General features: G+C 60.9%; 17 protein-coding genes. 8 read left to right on the top strand and 9 right to left on the bottom strand.

What is annotated here, in order from left to right:
* The 6 genes from QMY55_RS22015 to QMY55_RS21990 form a co-directional block, all read right to left on the bottom strand.
* Complete coding sequence (locus QMY55_RS22015; RefSeq protein ID WP_283486231.1) at positions 1–561, bottom strand: DUF2857 domain-containing protein; 561 nt, start codon at positions 559–561, stop codon at positions 1–3.
* Positions 562–576: 15 nt separating this feature from the next.
* The gene (locus tag QMY55_RS22010) at positions 577–2,211 is read right to left on the bottom strand and encodes a ParB family protein (protein ID WP_283486230.1); all 1,635 of its coding nucleotides are present in this window, start codon (positions 2,209–2,211) and stop codon (positions 577–579) included.
* Positions 2,199–2,456, bottom strand: a complete 258-nt coding sequence (locus QMY55_RS22005) for a type II toxin-antitoxin system HicA family toxin (protein ID WP_283486229.1) — start codon at positions 2,454–2,456, stop codon at positions 2,199–2,201. Before QMY55_RS22005 ends, QMY55_RS22010 begins: the two co-directional genes overlap by 13 nt.
* Complete coding sequence (locus tag QMY55_RS22000) at positions 2,440–3,315, bottom strand: ParA family protein (RefSeq protein ID WP_283486228.1); 876 nt, start codon at positions 3,313–3,315, stop codon at positions 2,440–2,442. The genes QMY55_RS22005 and QMY55_RS22000 overlap by 17 nt, the downstream gene beginning before the upstream one ends.
* A gap of 41 nt (positions 3,316–3,356) precedes the next feature.
* On the bottom strand, positions 3,357–3,569 hold the full coding sequence (locus QMY55_RS21995; protein ID WP_283486227.1) for an AlpA family transcriptional regulator: 213 nt from the start codon (positions 3,567–3,569) through the stop codon (positions 3,357–3,359).
* Positions 3,570–3,687: 118 nt separating this feature from the next.
* Positions 3,688–4,443 (bottom strand): hypothetical protein, encoded by a 756-nt coding sequence (locus QMY55_RS21990; protein WP_283486226.1) that lies wholly within the window; start codon positions 4,441–4,443, stop codon positions 3,688–3,690.
* Positions 4,444–5,511: 1,068 nt separating this feature from the next.
* On the opposite strand from QMY55_RS21990, the gene QMY55_RS21985 reads away from it, so the two are divergent.
* The 4 genes from QMY55_RS21985 to trpC all read left to right on the top strand — a co-directional run bounded on the left by QMY55_RS21985 (position 5,512) and on the right by trpC (position 8,211).
* The gene (locus QMY55_RS21985) at positions 5,512–6,093 is read left to right on the top strand and encodes an anthranilate synthase component II (RefSeq protein ID WP_283486225.1); all 582 of its coding nucleotides are present in this window, start codon (positions 5,512–5,514) and stop codon (positions 6,091–6,093) included.
* A 137-nt stretch (positions 6,094–6,230) separates the two neighbouring features.
* Entirely contained in the window at positions 6,231–7,265 is a 1,035-nt protein-coding gene (trpD, locus tag QMY55_RS21980) for an anthranilate phosphoribosyltransferase (protein ID WP_283486224.1), read from the top strand.
* Positions 7,262–7,408 (top strand): hypothetical protein, encoded by a 147-nt coding sequence (locus QMY55_RS21975; protein ID WP_283486223.1) that lies wholly within the window; start codon positions 7,262–7,264, stop codon positions 7,406–7,408. Before trpD ends, QMY55_RS21975 begins: the two co-directional genes overlap by 4 nt.
* Positions 7,409–7,410: 2 nt before the next feature.
* Positions 7,411–8,211: an indole-3-glycerol phosphate synthase TrpC gene (gene trpC, locus QMY55_RS21970; RefSeq protein WP_283486222.1), complete on the top strand. Its 801-nt coding sequence runs from the start codon at positions 7,411–7,413 to the stop codon at positions 8,209–8,211.
* Positions 8,212–8,232: 21 nt separating this feature from the next.
* Here trpC and QMY55_RS21965 read toward each other — a convergent pair whose 3' ends face one another.
* Positions 8,233–8,634, bottom strand: a complete 402-nt coding sequence (locus tag QMY55_RS21965) for a winged helix-turn-helix domain-containing protein (RefSeq protein WP_283486221.1) — start codon at positions 8,632–8,634, stop codon at positions 8,233–8,235.
* 158 nt (positions 8,635–8,792) lie between these two features.
* On the opposite strand from QMY55_RS21965, the gene QMY55_RS21960 reads away from it, so the two are divergent.
* A complete protein-coding gene (locus tag QMY55_RS21960; RefSeq protein WP_283486220.1) occupies positions 8,793–9,527 on the top strand; it encodes a uracil-DNA glycosylase in 735 nt (244 codons plus the stop codon).
* Positions 9,528–9,676: 149 nt separating this feature from the next.
* Here the strand turns inward: QMY55_RS21960 and queA are convergent, their stop codons facing one another.
* Both queA and QMY55_RS21950 read right to left on the bottom strand, forming a co-directional pair.
* The gene (gene queA, locus QMY55_RS21955) at positions 9,677–10,765 is read right to left on the bottom strand and encodes a tRNA preQ1(34) S-adenosylmethionine ribosyltransferase-isomerase QueA (RefSeq protein ID WP_283486219.1); all 1,089 of its coding nucleotides are present in this window, start codon (positions 10,763–10,765) and stop codon (positions 9,677–9,679) included.
* 72 nt (positions 10,766–10,837) lie between these two features.
* Entirely contained in the window at positions 10,838–12,046 is a 1,209-nt protein-coding gene (locus QMY55_RS21950) for an HD-GYP domain-containing protein (RefSeq protein ID WP_283486218.1), read from the bottom strand.
* A 164-nt stretch (positions 12,047–12,210) separates the two neighbouring features.
* Between QMY55_RS21950 and recG the strand changes: the two genes are divergently transcribed.
* From recG to QMY55_RS21935, 3 genes are all read left to right on the top strand, one after another.
* Positions 12,211–14,442 carry an ATP-dependent DNA helicase RecG gene (gene recG / locus QMY55_RS21945; protein ID WP_283486217.1) on the top strand — a complete coding sequence of 744 codons (2,232 nt, stop codon included), beginning with the start codon at positions 12,211–12,213 and terminating at the stop codon, positions 14,440–14,442.
* A gap of 188 nt (positions 14,443–14,630) precedes the next feature.
* Positions 14,631–15,599 (top strand): LysR substrate-binding domain-containing protein, encoded by a 969-nt coding sequence (locus QMY55_RS21940; protein WP_283486216.1) that lies wholly within the window; start codon positions 14,631–14,633, stop codon positions 15,597–15,599.
* Between the two features lie 57 nt (positions 15,600–15,656).
* A complete protein-coding gene (locus tag QMY55_RS21935) occupies positions 15,657–16,208 on the top strand; it encodes a Dps family protein (protein ID WP_283486215.1) in 552 nt (183 codons plus the stop codon).
* Positions 16,209–16,307 lie beyond the last annotated feature (99 nt).

Here is a 16,307-nt window from a genome sequence, read left to right as displayed (position 1 = left end):
TCAACCCAGTCCCTGATCGACCCAGCCCTTGATCGAGGCCCAGACCACCGACAGAGGCAGCGACATGACTTCGGCCAAGTCCATCGCGGCATCGAGGATGGAGGTCTCGTCTTCGAGATCGACGTTCCTGCTGCCGGTCACGGCCTTCCACTTCCGCCACAGTTCCGTGTCTTGTTTCTCATCCAGCACGGGGTGGCGGCCCTTGCGCTTGGGCATGCCCAGGATTTCGCGGCGAAGCGCCACTTCCTGGTGAGTCAGGCCGTAGAAGCGGCTAACCATCTCGGTGCTCGCGCCCAGCCTGAGCATGCGATCGACGGTCGCGATTTCCTTCTCCACGTCCTGCGCCTGCGCGAGCAGACGCCGGAGCACCTCACGGTTCACAGATACGGAACACCACGAGACACCGGCGTTGGCCAGCACGCTCACCATGGCTGGATGCTTGAGTGCATCCAGCTCGGCCTCGCTGAAGCCCATCGCCTTGCAGCGGCGCAGTTGGCCGTTGCGCAGGTCGTAGAGCGCCTGGGCGATGACGGCTTGATTGAGCGGGTGCGGGGTGGACATGCTGGTCTCCTTCCTTCATGCCCCAGGGCCTGCGACACCGGATTCCAGGTCCAGCAGGCGCCGGGCCAGGCGCAGCAATCGGAACAGCTTGACCAGCGCGGTGTCGCTCAAGCGGCGTCTCGCATCGCCTTGGCCGTGCAGCAGCGCCGGCAGCTCGGCGGCAAGCTGCCCGCCGTCCAGATCAGCATCGGTGAAGCTCTGGCCTGCCAGGCTCGCCAGCAATGCCAGCACGGCGCGGCCCTGCGGTGATGGGGTCTGCGCGCTGGCATGGCATGCGAAGCCCACACTGTCCGCGCGTTCCTCGATGCACTGATCGAGGCCTGCCTCGCCCGCGATCTCGCGTGCGAACTGCGCGATGTGGATGCGCAGGCGATCAGGCGTGTCCAGGCCCGCGTCGATGTGCCAGACGTCGGAAATCGGGTAGAGACCGCCTGCCTGGACGGGAATGGACTGCAAGACGTTGGCAGAGAAATCGGGCAGCGCATCCCCCAGCTCCTCGGAGACCATCCGCTGAATGGATTGCAGCCGCTCCGTCGTCGGTGCAGGCGAAACGATGTGCCCCTGCAGCAGATCACCAGGAGCAGAGACTGGGCTTCCTGCTGGTGTGCCGTCCGTCCCAGAGCCGCCCTCGCGCTCGCGCGACCCAGGCGTGTTCGCCGGCGTCGGGGCCGATGGGGCTGGTGCCGCGGGCGGGCGTGCCATGGTGCCAGCCTCAGGCAGCGTGGGCGGTGCCGTTGGTGGGGTCGGATCGCTGACCAGGGCGCGATGGCGGCTTTCGGATTCGGTGAGGTCGAGCGCCAGTACGTCGTAGGCGATGCCGAGCAGTTCGGACATTTGGCCGATCAGCTCGTCCTGCACGCGCTGGGGGGCGAACTCGTCGGCCTGCGTGTCGAACTGCGACAGCACCTCCTGAAAGAAGTCATCGAAGTCCTGTACTAGGGTGCGGCCTTTGGCGTACCGCTCCCACGCGAGCATGCAGGCCTTGCGCATGACCGACAGGCGTTCGACCTGGTGGCGGCCGAGGCCTCCATAGAGGATCGTCGGAATCGAGGGCAAGAGGTAGCGCACTGCATCGGCCATGCGGCTGATGTACGATTGCTGCACGGGGTATCCGTCGGCAGCGAGGCGGCGGGCCAGTTCTGACTGGCTCAGCGTGGCACCGCTTTCCAGTTCGTAGAACTCGCGTGCTTTCTCTATGGCCAATGCGCGTTCGATGAACGTGAGGCCGCCACGCAGTTCGTTTTCGGCAAGATGCCCAGTAAGCGCGATGATCTCGCCACGTTCGGGCCACGGGCGGAAAAGACACGATATGCGGAAGTACTGCTCATCCTTGGTCTCCGACCACAGTTCACGCAGGATCGCAAGCCTCGTGTTGCCACCGTTGCGAATGATGTAGCGGTCCTCGCCTGGGCGCCGGGTGATGGCTGGAGCCGCGTCCAGGCCACGCTCACGGATCGATGCCTTGATTTCATCGTAGGCCGGATTGCGCTTCTTGCGCGGGTCGTGATCGTAGGGGCGCAATTGGTCCAGCGTCACGACCATGGGTGTGTCAGCGATCGGGTCACTCAGGGCTGTCGCTGACGGGCCGCTGCGCTCGAATCCAGCGGCCAGCAGCTTGCCTGCCATGTCCTGGGAGGTCATTTCAGCCATGGTTCCCCCCCGCGGGCATTGGACGCCTGCACCTCCCGTTCGGCGCGGCGGATCTGCGCCCGGGCATTGAGGGCTGCCCGGTGGTCGCTGGCAGTCGAACTGGTGTAGATAGCGGCGCAGCCGGCCTTGGTGAATTTGAGGTGGCCGCCTGGCGTGCGCTTGACGTGCCAGCCTTCGCCGACAGCGAACTCGATCAGGGAGCGCAGCCGCTTGTGGCCTCGGGCCAGTTCATGCGCGTTCGCCATGTGGCCTCCCGCTATCAAGAGGAAATGGCGGGCGGCCGGACACCGTGGCAAATCGGTGCTGCCATTGCGGGAATAGTTCGCCAGCGAGGCCGCGCATGCTGTCGAGCGCGGCGGGGGCGACTCTGCCCGGTGGCTGGCGGTACTCGACCCGATGCACCGGCAGGCCGCGCGTCGCGGCGCGCGGATAGGCTTCGATGGCCGGCACGTCGGTGTCCAGCACGTGGATGCCAGTGTGGTCCTGGAACAGATCGCGCAGGGCCTGCTGGATCAGCCGGGCGTTCGCCGACACCGGGTGGACCCGGTTGATGAGCAGATGCAGCGGCGGCGGCTCGATGCCCAGGTGCCGGTACGGGGCGATGTCCTCCAGCAACTGCATGGTGCCGCGCCGCAGCTCTCGGGCGGCGAGGATTTCTGGGGTTACGGGTGATAGCGCGAGATCGGAGGCGAGCACCGCCATCTCCAGCGTCACCGAGCGTGCCCCCTGGGTGTCGATCAGCATCAGGTCGTAGAGGGGAGCCAGGATCGGCAGCAGGTGCCGCAGTCGCAGGCGCCCATCGGGTGCGTGCAACAGCAAGGTGTTCAACTCGCCCCGGTGGTCGTTGGACAGCACCAGATCCATGCCCGAGATGATTGTGCGGGACACGAGCTGGCCGAGGTCGCGCTCGTTGAAGGCCAACAGCTCATAGATGCCGCCAGGCGCGCGGTGGCCCAGTTCGTAGTAGGACGACAGGGTAGGTTGCACGTCAAGATCGAGCAGCAGCACGCGCAGTCCCGCGTCGGCAACGAGCCCGCCCAGGTTCGCGGCCGTGGTGGTCTTGCCGACGCCACCTTTCGTTGAAATGATGGATACAACCTGCATGGCGTTCTCCGTGAGAGGATGGAAAGTCCGTGGGAGAAGGGTCAGGTCCGGTTGTTGACGCGCTCGGCGATCCACTGATCGATTTCGATGGAATCCCAGCCGACGGCGCGTACACCCAGGCGCAGCGCCTGCGGGAATTGGCGTTTCTTCATCAGGTTGTAGATGTGGGCACGCTTGAAGCCGGATTTCGCTTCGACTTCTTCCAGGCGCAGGATGCGGCGCTCGTTGGGTAGCAGTACAGGTGTTTGCGACATGGCGGTCACTCCTGAACGCTCAGTGGCGTTTGTTGGCGTGACCTCTATTCAATAGACATGGCTGCGGAAAGACATTGCAAATGCAATCTCCGCGACTGCACATACAAGCTGGAAATCCTCAGAGCGTGGCGCTATGCAGCTGGCGCTTGGCCGTGGCGAACTTGCCGTTCAATGTCCGCTCGGCGATGCCCATGACGCCGTGGTGATGGGCGACCAATGCGCTGACAACGGCCTCCTGCGTCTTGAAACTGGAGTACGGCGTGCCCGAGGGCGACTGGCCGAGCATCAGCTCCAGCATGCCCCCGATGATGTTCAGGTAGGTGGCTTCGGCTCGATCGCTGATCGGGCACTGCGCGCAGGCGGGGATCACCGTGGACTGCTTGAGCAGTGCGTCGTGCTTGTCCTGCAGCTCGCGAAGTTGGCGCTTGGAATGCTCCAAGGCTGACTTCAGGGCAAGCTGTTCCACAAGCATGGCCTGCCCAGTTTCAAGAGAGATGACAGGATGTGCGATACGCTCGCTACGAGAAAAAAGGAAGTTAGGTCGCTGCTCAGGATAGTGCTGGCACATCCAACGCTTTAGATCGACATGGCGCACCGTCAAGTCGGGGGCATCGAGCAATGAAGTGTCTTGTACCGTGATGCCGTTTTTTCCGAATGGCAGTTCTCCGTTGAGTATGCCGTCGTAGATGCGGTCAGTGCACAGCCGTAGTTCTGCCCAACGCGGGCAGTCCAGCGACAGCGGCAGATTCCTTGGCGATGAGATCGCGGCCAGGATGAGTTGCTTATACCGCAGCAGCCCAGCCCAGCGGATGGATGCCTCGATGGGGCGGTAGAACACCTTTGATGGCGGTGCATCATTTCTGTTCTCGTGCATGCTCCGTCTCCTTCCAGGTGAAGATCTACATGGACGGCTCCTTTGCTGCCGATTCGATCGGTCGGCCTGTTTTCCTTTACTCGTAAGCGAGCAGCGGGCTCGCTTCGGACTAGGTATTGAGTGCTTTTCAGCAGTTCGTGCTGCTGGTAGCCGCCGTGTACTCAATGTGCAAAATGTCATCGATCGTGTGGTGGGCGAGCATCTGAACGCGGGTTCGACATTGATGCTCACGCTATCAGGGTCGTAAGAAATTGCGGTCCTGGCAAAACCATCTAGGTATCCTCTGATATGCAACCGGTTTCAGAGGCTACGAGTACCGGCAACTATTGCTTGAAAGCAGTGGTTTGCAGAGAAAACCTTCGATGCCCATATCTGGCCGGGATGCTGATATAGCGAGATAGCATCACGTTTAGCTGCTTTGAGCGACAAGCTGGCGGAGGGTTGCTAGTGGTTCTTTCGGCGACTCGAGTGCTCGACGCAGGGATCTCTTCGTTCTCATAGAAGTGGACTTTGGCTAGCCTTTCTGTGGTAAAATGATTAAGGCTGCCAGCTGGAATTCGGTTCGAGAGACGTTCGGACTGGTTTTGTTGGCTTCTTATTTCAATACATTTTTGGTCTGTCCATGACCCATACCGCTTCGACCTGCATCGCTCTGTGGTGGCGCTTCCAATAGGAAGCGGCATGTCGTCGCGGTCTTGACCGCACCTTGCCGCCGTACCGGCAGGCAAGGTTTCAAGAAAGCTTCCCGGCACGGCGGCTCCAAGATTTGAGGAGATAGCCCGATGCCCTTAGCGCACCTACCCCGTAGTCAACTTGAGGCCCCGCGCGCCGCGCTGCTGTGGGGCTCATGCGTGTTCGTCCGGTCTCCGCGTTTGGCCCAACTCTGCGAATACTTCCATAGCGCATCACACTGGTGCGCCTGGCGACTAGCTCCGCGCCCTTTCGTGTTCCCGTTCCGAGTCCTGTCTGCATTTCGTTCATCGCAATCAAATGTCCATGTGTGTAATGATGTGTGTAATGGCGGGTGTGTGTAATGAAAAAAATCAATAAAATCAAGGACTTAAGTTCATGAAAATCCTGATGGTCGATAACTACGACAGCTTTACCTACAACATCGTCCAGTACTTTGGCGAACTGGGCGCCGAGGTGACCGTGGTGCGCAATGACGAAACCACGGTGGCCGAAGTCGAGGCGCTGATGGCGCGTGAAGGCATTGAGCGCCTGGTGATTTCGCCCGGCCCTTGCTCGCCCAACGAGGCCGGTATTTCGGTGGCTGCAATCAAGCACTTTGCCGGAAAGATGCCGATTCTGGGCGTCTGCCTGGGCCACCAGAGCATTGGCGCGGCCTTTGGCGGCGACATCATTCGTGCGGGCCAGCAAATGCACGGCAAGACCAGCGTGATCCACACCGACCAGAAAGGCGTGTTTGCCGATCTGCCCAAGGAGTTCACGGTCAACCGCTATCACTCTCTGGTCATTGACAGAAATACGTTGCCCGACTGCCTTGAAATCACCGCGACCAGCGAAGATGGTGAAATCCAGGGCGTGCGTCACAAGACGCTGGCCATCGAGGGCGTGCAGTTTCACCCAGAGAGCATCCTGACCGAGCATGGCCATGCCATGCTGAAGAACTTCCTTGAACAAAAGTAAGTCAAGTTCACAAGCAAGGCTTACTCATTAACTGATAGCTGCTAGCGCTTTTCATGCATGGGTTTCACTACGAAAACTATTCAAAATTCATGAATGAGAAGCGCAAGCAGCTCCTAAAAGCATAGAGAGGTACGGCAATGATTACTCCCCAGGAAGCGCTGCAACGCACGATCGAACACCGCGAAATCTTTCACGACGAAATGCTGCATCTGATGCGCATGATCATGCGCGGCGAGCTCTCGCCGGTGATGACGGCCTCCATCCTCACGGGCCTGCGCGTGAAGAAGGAAACGATTGGCGAGATCTCGGCCGCCGCCGAGGTGATGCGCGAGTTCTCCAACAAGGTCAATGTGCATGACAGGGCGAATCTGGTCGATATCGTGGGCACGGGCGGCGACGGCGCCAACACCTTCAATATCTCCACCTGCTCCACCTTTGTGATCTCGGCAGCAGGCGGCAAGGTCAGCAAGCATGGCGGGCGCAGCGTCAGCAGCAAGAGCGGCAGCGCCGACGCCATGGAAGCGCTGGGCGTCAACATCAACCTCAACGCCGCGCAGATCGCCGATTGCATACGCGATGTGGGCATAGGCTTTATGTTCGCGCCCAACCACCACCCGGCCATGAAGAATGTGGCGCCCGTGCGCAAGGAACTGGGAGTGCGCACCATCTTCAACATCCTGGGCCCGCTCACCAACCCGGCTGGTGCGCCCAACATCCTCATGGGCGTGTTCCACGAAGACCTGGTCGGTATCCAGGTGCGTGCGCTGCAGCGCCTGGGAGCCGAGCATGCACTGGTCGTTTATGGCCGCGATGGCCTGGACGAAATCAGCCTGGGCGCGGGTACCTTGGTCGGCGAACTCAAGGACGGCGTGGTGCGCGAGTATGAGATCCACCCCGAGGACTTTGGCCTGCGCATGGCGGGCACGCGCTCGCTCAAGGTCGAGAACCCCGAGGAATCCAAGGCCATGCTGCTGGGCGTGCTGCAAGGCGAGCAAGGGCCGGCGCGCGATATCGTTTGCCTGAATGCCGGCGCAGCCCTGTATGCGGCCAATGTGGCCAGTTCGATCGAAGATGGTCTGGAGCGCGCGCAAAAGGCTGTCGACAGTGGTGCGGCGCTGGCCAAGCTCAAGGAACTGGTGGGCTATACGCAAAAGCTCGGCGCACAGGCATGAGCCTGCTGGACGCGCCCATCTGGAATGATGCGGGCACCTGGATTGTTCTGGGTGTCTCGCTGCTGTTCATCGTGGTCGGCATTGCCATGCATCGCATCATCATGAAGGTGGTGCGTGCCCCGGCCCCTGAATCCAAGGAATAAGAATGTCTGACATCTTGAAAAAAATCTGCGACGTCAAAGTGCAGGAAGTCGCCGCCGCGAAGAAAAAAATGTCGCTGGAGGATATGCGCCGCGATGCGGAAAGCCGTATTTCCACGCGCGACTTCGTGGGTGCGCTGCGCGCCAAGATTGCGCATGGCCAGGCAGCGGTGATTGCCGAGGTCAAGAAGGCCAGCCCCAGCAAGGGGGTGATCCGCGCCAACTTCGATCCCGCCGAGATTGCCCAGAGCTATATGGTGGGCGATGGCAAGACCAGCGCAGCCTGCCTGTCCGTGCTGACGGATCGCCAGTTCTTCCAGGGCCAGCCCGACTATCTGAAGCAGGCCCGTGCCAGCACCACGCTGCCCGTGCTGCGCAAGGATTTCATGGTCGACCCCTATCAGATCTACGAATCGCGTGCCATGGGCGCCGATGCCATCTTGCTGATAGCCGCTTGCCTGGATGACGCGCAAATGGCCGAGATGGAGCAGATCGCACGCAGCCTGGACATGGCCGTGCTGGTCGAAGTGCACGATGGCGAGGAGCTGGAGCGTGCTCTCAAGCTCAAGACCGAGCTGGTGGGCATCAACAACCGCAATCTGCGCAATTTCGAGGTCCATATCGAAACCACGCTGGAGCTGCAGAAGAACGTGCCGGCCGACCGCTTGCTGGTGACCGAGTCCGGCATTCTGGCCGCGACCGATGTGAAGACCATGCGCGATGCCGGTATCAACGCCTTTCTGGTCGGTGAGGCATTTATGCGTGCGCCTGACCCGGGCGAGGCCCTGGCCAAGCTGTTTCGCTGATTCTCAAAGGTGCGGGCAGGCTCAGTTCAGAACCTGCACATCGGCATCCAGAAAATAGCCGGCACCGCGCTTGGTCCTGAGCAAGGCCGGGGCGTTGCCGCAGGCTTCGACCTTGCGGCGCAGGCGCAGCATCTGCACATCGACGGCGCGGTCAAAGACATTGGCTTCGGTATGGGTCATGTCCATGATTTGCTCGCGGCTCATGATCTGGCGCGGGCAGTGCAGCAGCACCTGCAGCAGTGCGCATTCCGTCTTGGTCAGACTCACCTCCTTGCCCTCCGGGCTGATGAGGCGACGCGAGCGCAAGCGTAGCTCCCAGCCTGCAAATCGAAATCCCTGGGGGCCCAGGCTGAAAGCGGAGCTGGTGACGGGAAAAAACCTGGGAGGCGTGGGTGCTTGCTGAAAGTGTTGAGTGGTATGCATGAGAACCTCCTTCGCCAAGTGATCGGCATCGGATGCAATTCTTTGCAATTTGTCACCTTGAGTCACTCACTGAAATCAGGTATTTTGCGACTTAAATTCAAGGGTTAACCCTTGATATTTGAGGATGAATCGCCCCTGGATGCGGTGAAAATCAGTGCATGAATCTATCCAGTCAGAACTCCGGCCAAGACCTTTGTTCCACCCAGCTCTGCAGTGCAGACCCGGCCCAATGGCCGGTGGCGGAGGGCTGGCAATCGGTGGTGGATGTTTTTTTTGCTGGAAAGACGGGGCAGCAATTGCTGGGCTTTTTGCAGCAGCGTCTGGCAGATGGTGCAGTCGTGTTCCCGCCCAAGCCGCTGCGCGCGCTGGAATTGACGCCACCCGAAGAGGTGCGTGTCGTCATCCTGGGGCAGGACCCTTATCACGGGCGAGGCCAGGCCGAAGGGCTGTCGTTCTCGGTGGCTCCTGGTGTGAGGCTGCCGCCCTCGCTGCAGAATATCTTCAAGGAAATGCAGCGCGATCTTGGAACGCCTTTCCCATCGTTTCCGCAGCCCGGAGGCAGTCTGGTGAGCTGGGCGCAGCATGGTGTGCTGCTGCTCAACACCTGCTTGACCGTGGAGGAAGGGCAGGCAGCCAGCCATGCCAAACGTGGCTGGGAAGCATTGACTGACGCCATCATTCGTCATGTGGCCGAACACGGACGCCCAACAGTGTTCATGCTCTGGGGCTCGCATGCCCAGTCCAAGCGGGTCTTCATCCCGCAGGATAGTGGTCATCTTGTGTTGATGAGCAATCACCCCTCTCCGCTGTCCGCGCTGCGCCCGCCCGTTCCGTTCATCGGAAACGGCCACTTCGGGAGGGCGCGGGAGTTCAGGCTCAGCCATGGATATTGACTGAGGTTTGAAAAAATGCTTTATGCAGCGGATTGCCCCTGGGCAGGTAGACATGGCCTAGCTGGCTGAAACAGGTGCAGAGACATTGGAATTGAAGCCAATAATTGCAAGGCCTCTGTTACTGATTTATGTCTTGTTTCTGGGGTGTTTCAACGCTTGCGCTCAAGCAACATCGAATCTCCATAGCTGAAGAAGCGATAGTGCTGCGCCACTGCGTGCCGGTAAAGGCTCATGACATGCTCATAACCGGCAAAAGCGCTGACCAGCATCATCAAGGTGCTTTTGGGCAGGTGGAAATTGGTGACCAGCATGTCCACGACCTGGTATTCAAAGCCCGGTGTGATGAAGATGCTGGTGTCGCCGGTGATATTGCCGTACTTGGCCCAGGATTCCAGGGTTCGTACCGTGGTGGTGCCCACGGCGATGATGCGGCCTCCGCGTTGGCGGCAGCGTTCCATGGCGGCCAATGTAGGCAGCGGGATGTCATACCACTCGCTGTGCATTCTGTGCTCGGCAAGATTTTCGGTCTTGACCGGCTGGAAGGTTCCAGCGCCCACATGCAAGGTCACGCTGGCGCGTTCCACACCTTTGGCCTCCAGGGCGGCCAGCACGGTTTCGTCAAAGTGCAGAGCCGCCGTGGGGGCCGCCACGGCGCCGGGGTGTGCGGCGAACACGGTCTGGTAGCGTTCGCTGTCTTCCTTTTCGTCAGGATCGTTGCCGCTATCTTGCTGGCGCTCGATATAGGGTGGCAGGGGCAGATGACCGAACTGTTCCAGCAGCTCGTAAGGGGTCTGGCCGTTGTTGCCCTGAAGCGAGAGGTGGAACAGTGGGCCATTCTCATCGGGCCAGCGGCCCAGTAGCGTGGCTTCGAAGCCACCGTTCTTGAGGCCGCCGCAAAGATGAATCTTGGCTCCCGGCAGCGGCTTCTTGCTCACGCGCATATGCGCGACGACTTCATTGTTTTGCAACACGCGCTCGACCAGGATTTCGATCTTGCCGCCGCTGGCTTTTTCGCCAAAGACGCGGGCCTTGATGACCTTGGTGTCATTGAAGACCAGCAGGTCGCCGGGCTGAAGCAGATCGGGCAGTTCGCGGAAGATGCGATCGGTAGGTGTGAGATCACGGCCGTCGAGCAGGCGAGAGGCACTGCGCACGGCGGTTGGATGCTGGGCGATCAGCGCTTCGGGCAGTTCAAAGTCAAAGTCGCTGAGGGTGAATTCACGAGAGCAGGAAGACATGCGGGGCTTGAGGGCCGGACCGGGCCCGTTCCAAGTTCAATCAAACAGGTTGGCGATTGTCTCAAATTGGTTCTAAGTCCGCTGGGAGCAGGGCTGCCACAGCGCATCGATGTCGCCCAGTTGCCAATCTTGTGGGTCCTCCCGGGAGATGATGCGTACCTCGCCCTGCTGCAAGTCCATTTCGGTAGGCGCCAGGTGCTGGCCTGAGGTGATGCAGTAGAAAACGCGGACCAGGGGGCTGAGCAGGTTTTGCGAAGTTGCATCGATCACCACGGCCAGTTGCTCCGTGCTCAGACGCACCAGGGAGCCTATGGGATAGATGCCCACGGTCTGAACAAATTGCTCGAAGATGGCTTTGTCGAGATGGCTGCCGCACCATTGGGCCATGCGATGCAGGGCCTGCGCGGGAGGCCAGCCCTTCTTGTAGGGGCGGTCCGAGGTCACGGCGTCATAGATATCGCAGATGGCTGTCATGCGAGACAGCTCATGGATCTGCTCTGCCTTGAGCCTGCCTGGGTAGCCGGTGCCATCCATTTTTTCGTGGTGTTGCAGGCAGGCGTTCAGCACGGGTTCGGGGACATCAAGTGGGCGTAGCAGCTGTGCACCCAGCAGCGAATGATCCTGCATGATGCGCCATTCCTCCGGCGTCAATGCTCCGGGCTTGTTAAGGATGCGCAGGGGAATGCGGCATTTGCCCACATCGTGCAGCAGACCTGCAAGACCTGCGAGGCGCACTTCGTCCTCATTCATCTGCATGCGCTGGGCCAAGGCCATCATCAGCGTGCAGACGGCCATGCTGTGCAGATAGGTGTAGTTGTCGGCGGACTTGATGCGCGCCAGGCTGATCAGCGCATGGGGATTGCGCTGGATGGAGGCATGCATTTGCTGCACCAGCTGGTTGGCGTTGTCGAGCTTGATGGGGCGGCCCAGGCGCACATCGCTGAACATGGATTGCAGTACCCGTCCCGTGCGTGCGCAGATTTGCGCGGCGCGCGCCAGCTCCTGAGACAAAGGTGTCGGCGGGGTAAGTGGCGCGACGGCAGGCGCCGGTGCGTGAGCAGCTTCTGTAGGCTGTGATTCCGGCTCGGGGCTGGTGGCTTTCACGCCTTTGCTTGCGTCAATCCACAGGTACTCAATGGCAGTGGCGCGCAGGCGCTCCAGATCCTGCTCGGAGTTGATGGGGAAGCGAGGGCGCCAGAAGGGATGCTTCATCCATGGGCTGCAGAGCTCATGCACAAACATACCAACGGTTGCCTGCTCAACGCGGATGAGCTGTAACACAGTCGGGCGAAGAAAAGCATGATGTAACAAAACGAATCATAGATGTAACGCTGAATTCCTGTATGTCAGACGTTCATTTTTGGGAAGAGAGCTGTATATTCATACACTGGTTCATCATCAGTGTGTGGCGCGACAGGGCGCACACGCTTCACCCGCCTTCTCGCATGCCTCGCAAGCCCGCTGCTTCCCTTTCGTCTGCTGCAGAGACTCTCGGTACAGGAGGGGGCCCTCAGGTGGGCGGCGCCAGGAAAGGCCGCGCGGCACGCAAGCCGGCAGCCGCTGAGAATGTGGCCCAAGCGGCCCAGGCAGCGAAAAAAGCCCCCAGCCCGGCGCAGCAAGCCATGCTCAAGCTGGGTTTGCGTCGTGATATCGACCTGGCCCTGCATCTGCCGCTGCGTTATGAGGATGAAACCCGCATCACGCTGCTGAAAAATGCACGTGAGGGCGATACCGTGCAGATCGAAGCCACGGTCACCCAATGCGAAGTGCAACTGCGCCCCAGGCGCATGCTCAAAGTGACGGTGGACGATGGCTCGGCTGCTTGCGTGCTGACCTTTTTCAGCTTCTATCCCTCGCAACAGAAAACCATGGCCATAGGGGCGCGCCTGCGTATTCGGGGAGAGGTCAAAGGCGGTTTCTGGGGGCGGCAGATGATGCACCCTTCGTTTCGTGTCGCGGGGGGCGAGCTGCCCACGGCACTGACGCCCGTCTATCCCGCTACGGCCAGCCTGCCACAGTCCTATCTGCGCCGCGCCATTGTCACGGCACTGCAACGTGCTGACCTGTCCGAAACCCTGCCACCGGGTGAGCAACCGCCGGTGGCGCAGTTTTATGGCCAAAATGGCTTGCAGCCCTTTTATGACCTGCGCAATGCGCTCACGTTTTTGCATCATCCAACACCCGATGTGGCGCTGGCGACTCTGGAGGATCACTCCCATCCCGCATGGCAGCGTCTGAAAGCGGAGGAGTTGCTGGCTCAGCAGCTCTCACAATACGAGGCCAAGCGCGAACGGGCCCGCCTGAGGGCCCCTGTGCTGAAACCACTGCCAGGTCACGCAGAACTGACGCAGCAGTTTCTCGATCAACTACCTTTCGGGTTGACGGGAGCGCAGCAGCGTGTGGTGAGCGAGATCTGTGCGGATATGGCGCGCCAGATTCCCATGCACAGATTGCTGCAAGGCGATGTGGGGTCGGGCAAGACGGTGGTGGCAGCGCTGGCTGCCGTGGCCTGCATCGAGGCTGGCTGGCAGTGCGCACTGATGGCTCCCACCGAAATCCTGGCCGAGCAACATTTCGGCAAGCTGGTGGGCTGGCTGGAACCCATACTGGCTCCCCTCGGTAAGAAAGTTGCCTGGTTGGCGGGAGCGCAGAAAAAGAAAGAGCGCACCGAGATGCTGGCGCTGGTGGAAAGCGGCGAGGCAGCGCTGGTCGTAGGCACCCATGCGGTAATTCAGGAACAGGTGCAGTTCAGGAACCTGGCGCTGGCCGTGATCGACGAGCAGCACCGCTTTGGCGTGGCCCAGCGCCTGGCGCTGCGGCAGAAACTGGCTGCCAGCGGCATGGAGCCGCATCTGCTGATGATGAGCGCCACACCGATTCCGCGCACGCTGGCCATGAGCTATTACGCCGACCTTGATGTCTCCACCATCGACGAGCTGCCGCCGGGGCGCACGCCCATCGTCACCAAGCTGATCTCGGACAGCCGCAAGGACGAGGTGATCGAGCGTATCGGTGCCCAGGTTGCCAGCGGGCGCCAGGTTTACTGGGTCTGTCCGCTGATCGAAGAAAGCGAGGCACTGGACCTGTCCAATGCCACGGCCACCCATGAGTACTTGAGCGAGATGCTGCCCGGCGTCATGGTGGGGCTGCTGCATTCGCGCATGCCCACGGCGGAGAAAAAGGCCGTGATGGAGCTGTTCTCGGCAGGGATCATGGGCGTGCTGGTATCCACTACCGTGATTGAGGTCGGTGTGGACGTGCCCAATGCCTCGCTCATGGTCATCGAGCATTCGGAGCGTTTCGGCCTGTCGCAGCTGCACCAGCTGCGTGGGCGGGTGGGGCGCGGTGCTGCAGCCTCGGCCTGTGTGCTGCTGTATTCGGTCAATGACAATGGCCGTCTTTCCGAAACCGGCAAGGAGCGCCTGCGTGCCATGGCCGAGACCAATGACGGTTTCGAGATCGCGCGGCGCGATCTGGAGATCCGCGGTCCTGGCGAATTCCTGGGGGCGCGCCAGTCGGGCGCGCCCATGCTGCGCTTTGCAGATCTGGAGCAGGATGTGCTGTTGCTGGACTGGGCGCGAGAGCTGGCACCTCGCATGCTGGAGCAGCATCCGACCCTGGCCGCGCGCCATGTCAGCCGCTGGCTGGGTGGCAAGGCCGAATATTTGAAGGCCTGATATCGCCGGACAGTATGGCTTTCAATGCAAGCGGTCACAGGATGTGCTGGTTTTCTGTAATCTGTGACTAAAGAAATTTATGGTTGAATGCATGTGATAGCCCAGGCTTTCGCCGTGAGGTTTGTGCAAAGAATGCCCGAACTTGCACGATTCATGCAGTTTTTGATGTTCGCCATCACCTTGTCGCTATGACCCTTACCGAATTGAAGTACATCGTGGCTGTTGCGCGGGAAAAGCACTTTGGCCGTGCGGCCGAAGCCTGCTATGTTTCCCAGCCCACGTTGTCAGTGGCTATCAAGAAGCTGGAAGAAGAACTGGACGTAAAGCTGTTTGAGCGCAGCGCCGGAGAGGTTTCGGTCACTTCGCTGGGCGAAGAGATCGTGCGCCAGGCGCAGAGCGTGCTGGAGCAGGCCAATGAGATCAAGGAAATTGCCAAGCGCGGCAAGGACCCTCTGTCCGGTGTGCTGACTCTGGGCGTGATCTACACCATCGGTCCCTATCTGCTGCCCGAGCTGGTGCGCAACTCCATCAAGATGACGCCGCAGATGCCGCTGATGCTGCAGGAGAACTTCACCGTCAGGCTGCTGGAGATGCTGCGCACGGGCGAGATCGACTGCGCCATCATGGCCGAGCCTTTCCCCGATACCGGTCTGGCGCTGGCGCCTCTGTACGACGAGCCTTTTATGGCCGCGGTGCCCAGCGCCCATCCGCTGGCGGAGAGAAAAAGCCTGTCCACCACGGACCTCAAGAACGAAACCATGTTGCTGTTGGGCGCGGGCCATTGCTTCCGCGACCATGTGCTGGAGGTCTGCCCCGAATTCGCGCGCTATGCCAGCAATTCCGAAGGCATTCGCCGCACGTTTGAGGGCTCGTCGTTGGAAACCATCAAGCATATGGTGGCTGCCGGCATGGGCGTGACCCTGGTGCCGCGCCTGTCCGTTCCAGAGGATGCTCTCGTTGCCACGGAGCGCCGCCGCAAGTCGGACGAGCCCCACATCCGTTACCTGCCCATTCACGAGGAAGACGGCATTGCACCGCCCACCCGTCGCGTGGTGCTGGCCTGGCGCCGCAGCTTTACGCGCTACGAGGCCATTGCTGCGCTGCGCAATGCTGTCTATGCCTGCCCGCTGCCCGGCGTGAAGCGCCTGTCGGAATAAGCGCTGGCGTGGCTTGGGCACCGCAGTCTTGATTTGTTAAACCTGAAAGGTGAGAGCATGGCCAAGCAAGGCAAGGAAAAATCGCAGAAACACAAGCCTGACGCGGTACCGGAGGCCGTGGCGTTGCCGCCTTCGACCGGCATTCATATCGGCATCAGCGACGAGGACCGCGCTGCCATCGCCAAGGGCCTGTCGGCCCTGCTGGCCGATACCTATACGCTGTACCTGACCACGCACAACTTCCACTGGAACGTCACGGGACCCATGTTCAACACGCTGCACACCATGTTCATGGCGCAGTACACCGAGCTGTGGAACGCGGTCGATCCCGTAGCCGAACGCATTCGCGCGCTGGGCCACCATGCGCCGGGCTCGTACGCACAGTTCGGCAAGCTCACCAGTCTGCCCGATGCGCCGACCCAGCCGCCCAAGGCCCTGGAGATGGTGCGCATCCTAGTGCAGGGCCACGAGGCCGTGGCGCGCACGGCCCGCCAGCTGTTCCCCCGGGCCGACAAGGCCGGCGACGAACCCACGGCCGATTTGCTGACCCAGCGCCTGGCCGTGCACGAGCAGACGGCCTGGATGTTGCGCTCCCTGCTCGAGGAGTAAGCAGCCTGGTGCCGAGGCGCCAGGCTTACGGGGCGTGCCGGCTCACCGATCTCTGCTGCGCTTTCAGCTTTCTTCAAGCCCTGGCGGGCTAGCCTTTGG

The sequence above is a fragment of the Comamonas resistens genome, assembly GCF_030064165.1.
Taxonomy (GTDB): domain Bacteria; phylum Pseudomonadota; class Gammaproteobacteria; order Burkholderiales; family Burkholderiaceae_C; genus Comamonas; species Comamonas resistens.
The sequence above is the reverse complement of the archived record's forward strand: the minus strand, read 5'-3'. Positions and strand labels throughout refer to the sequence as shown.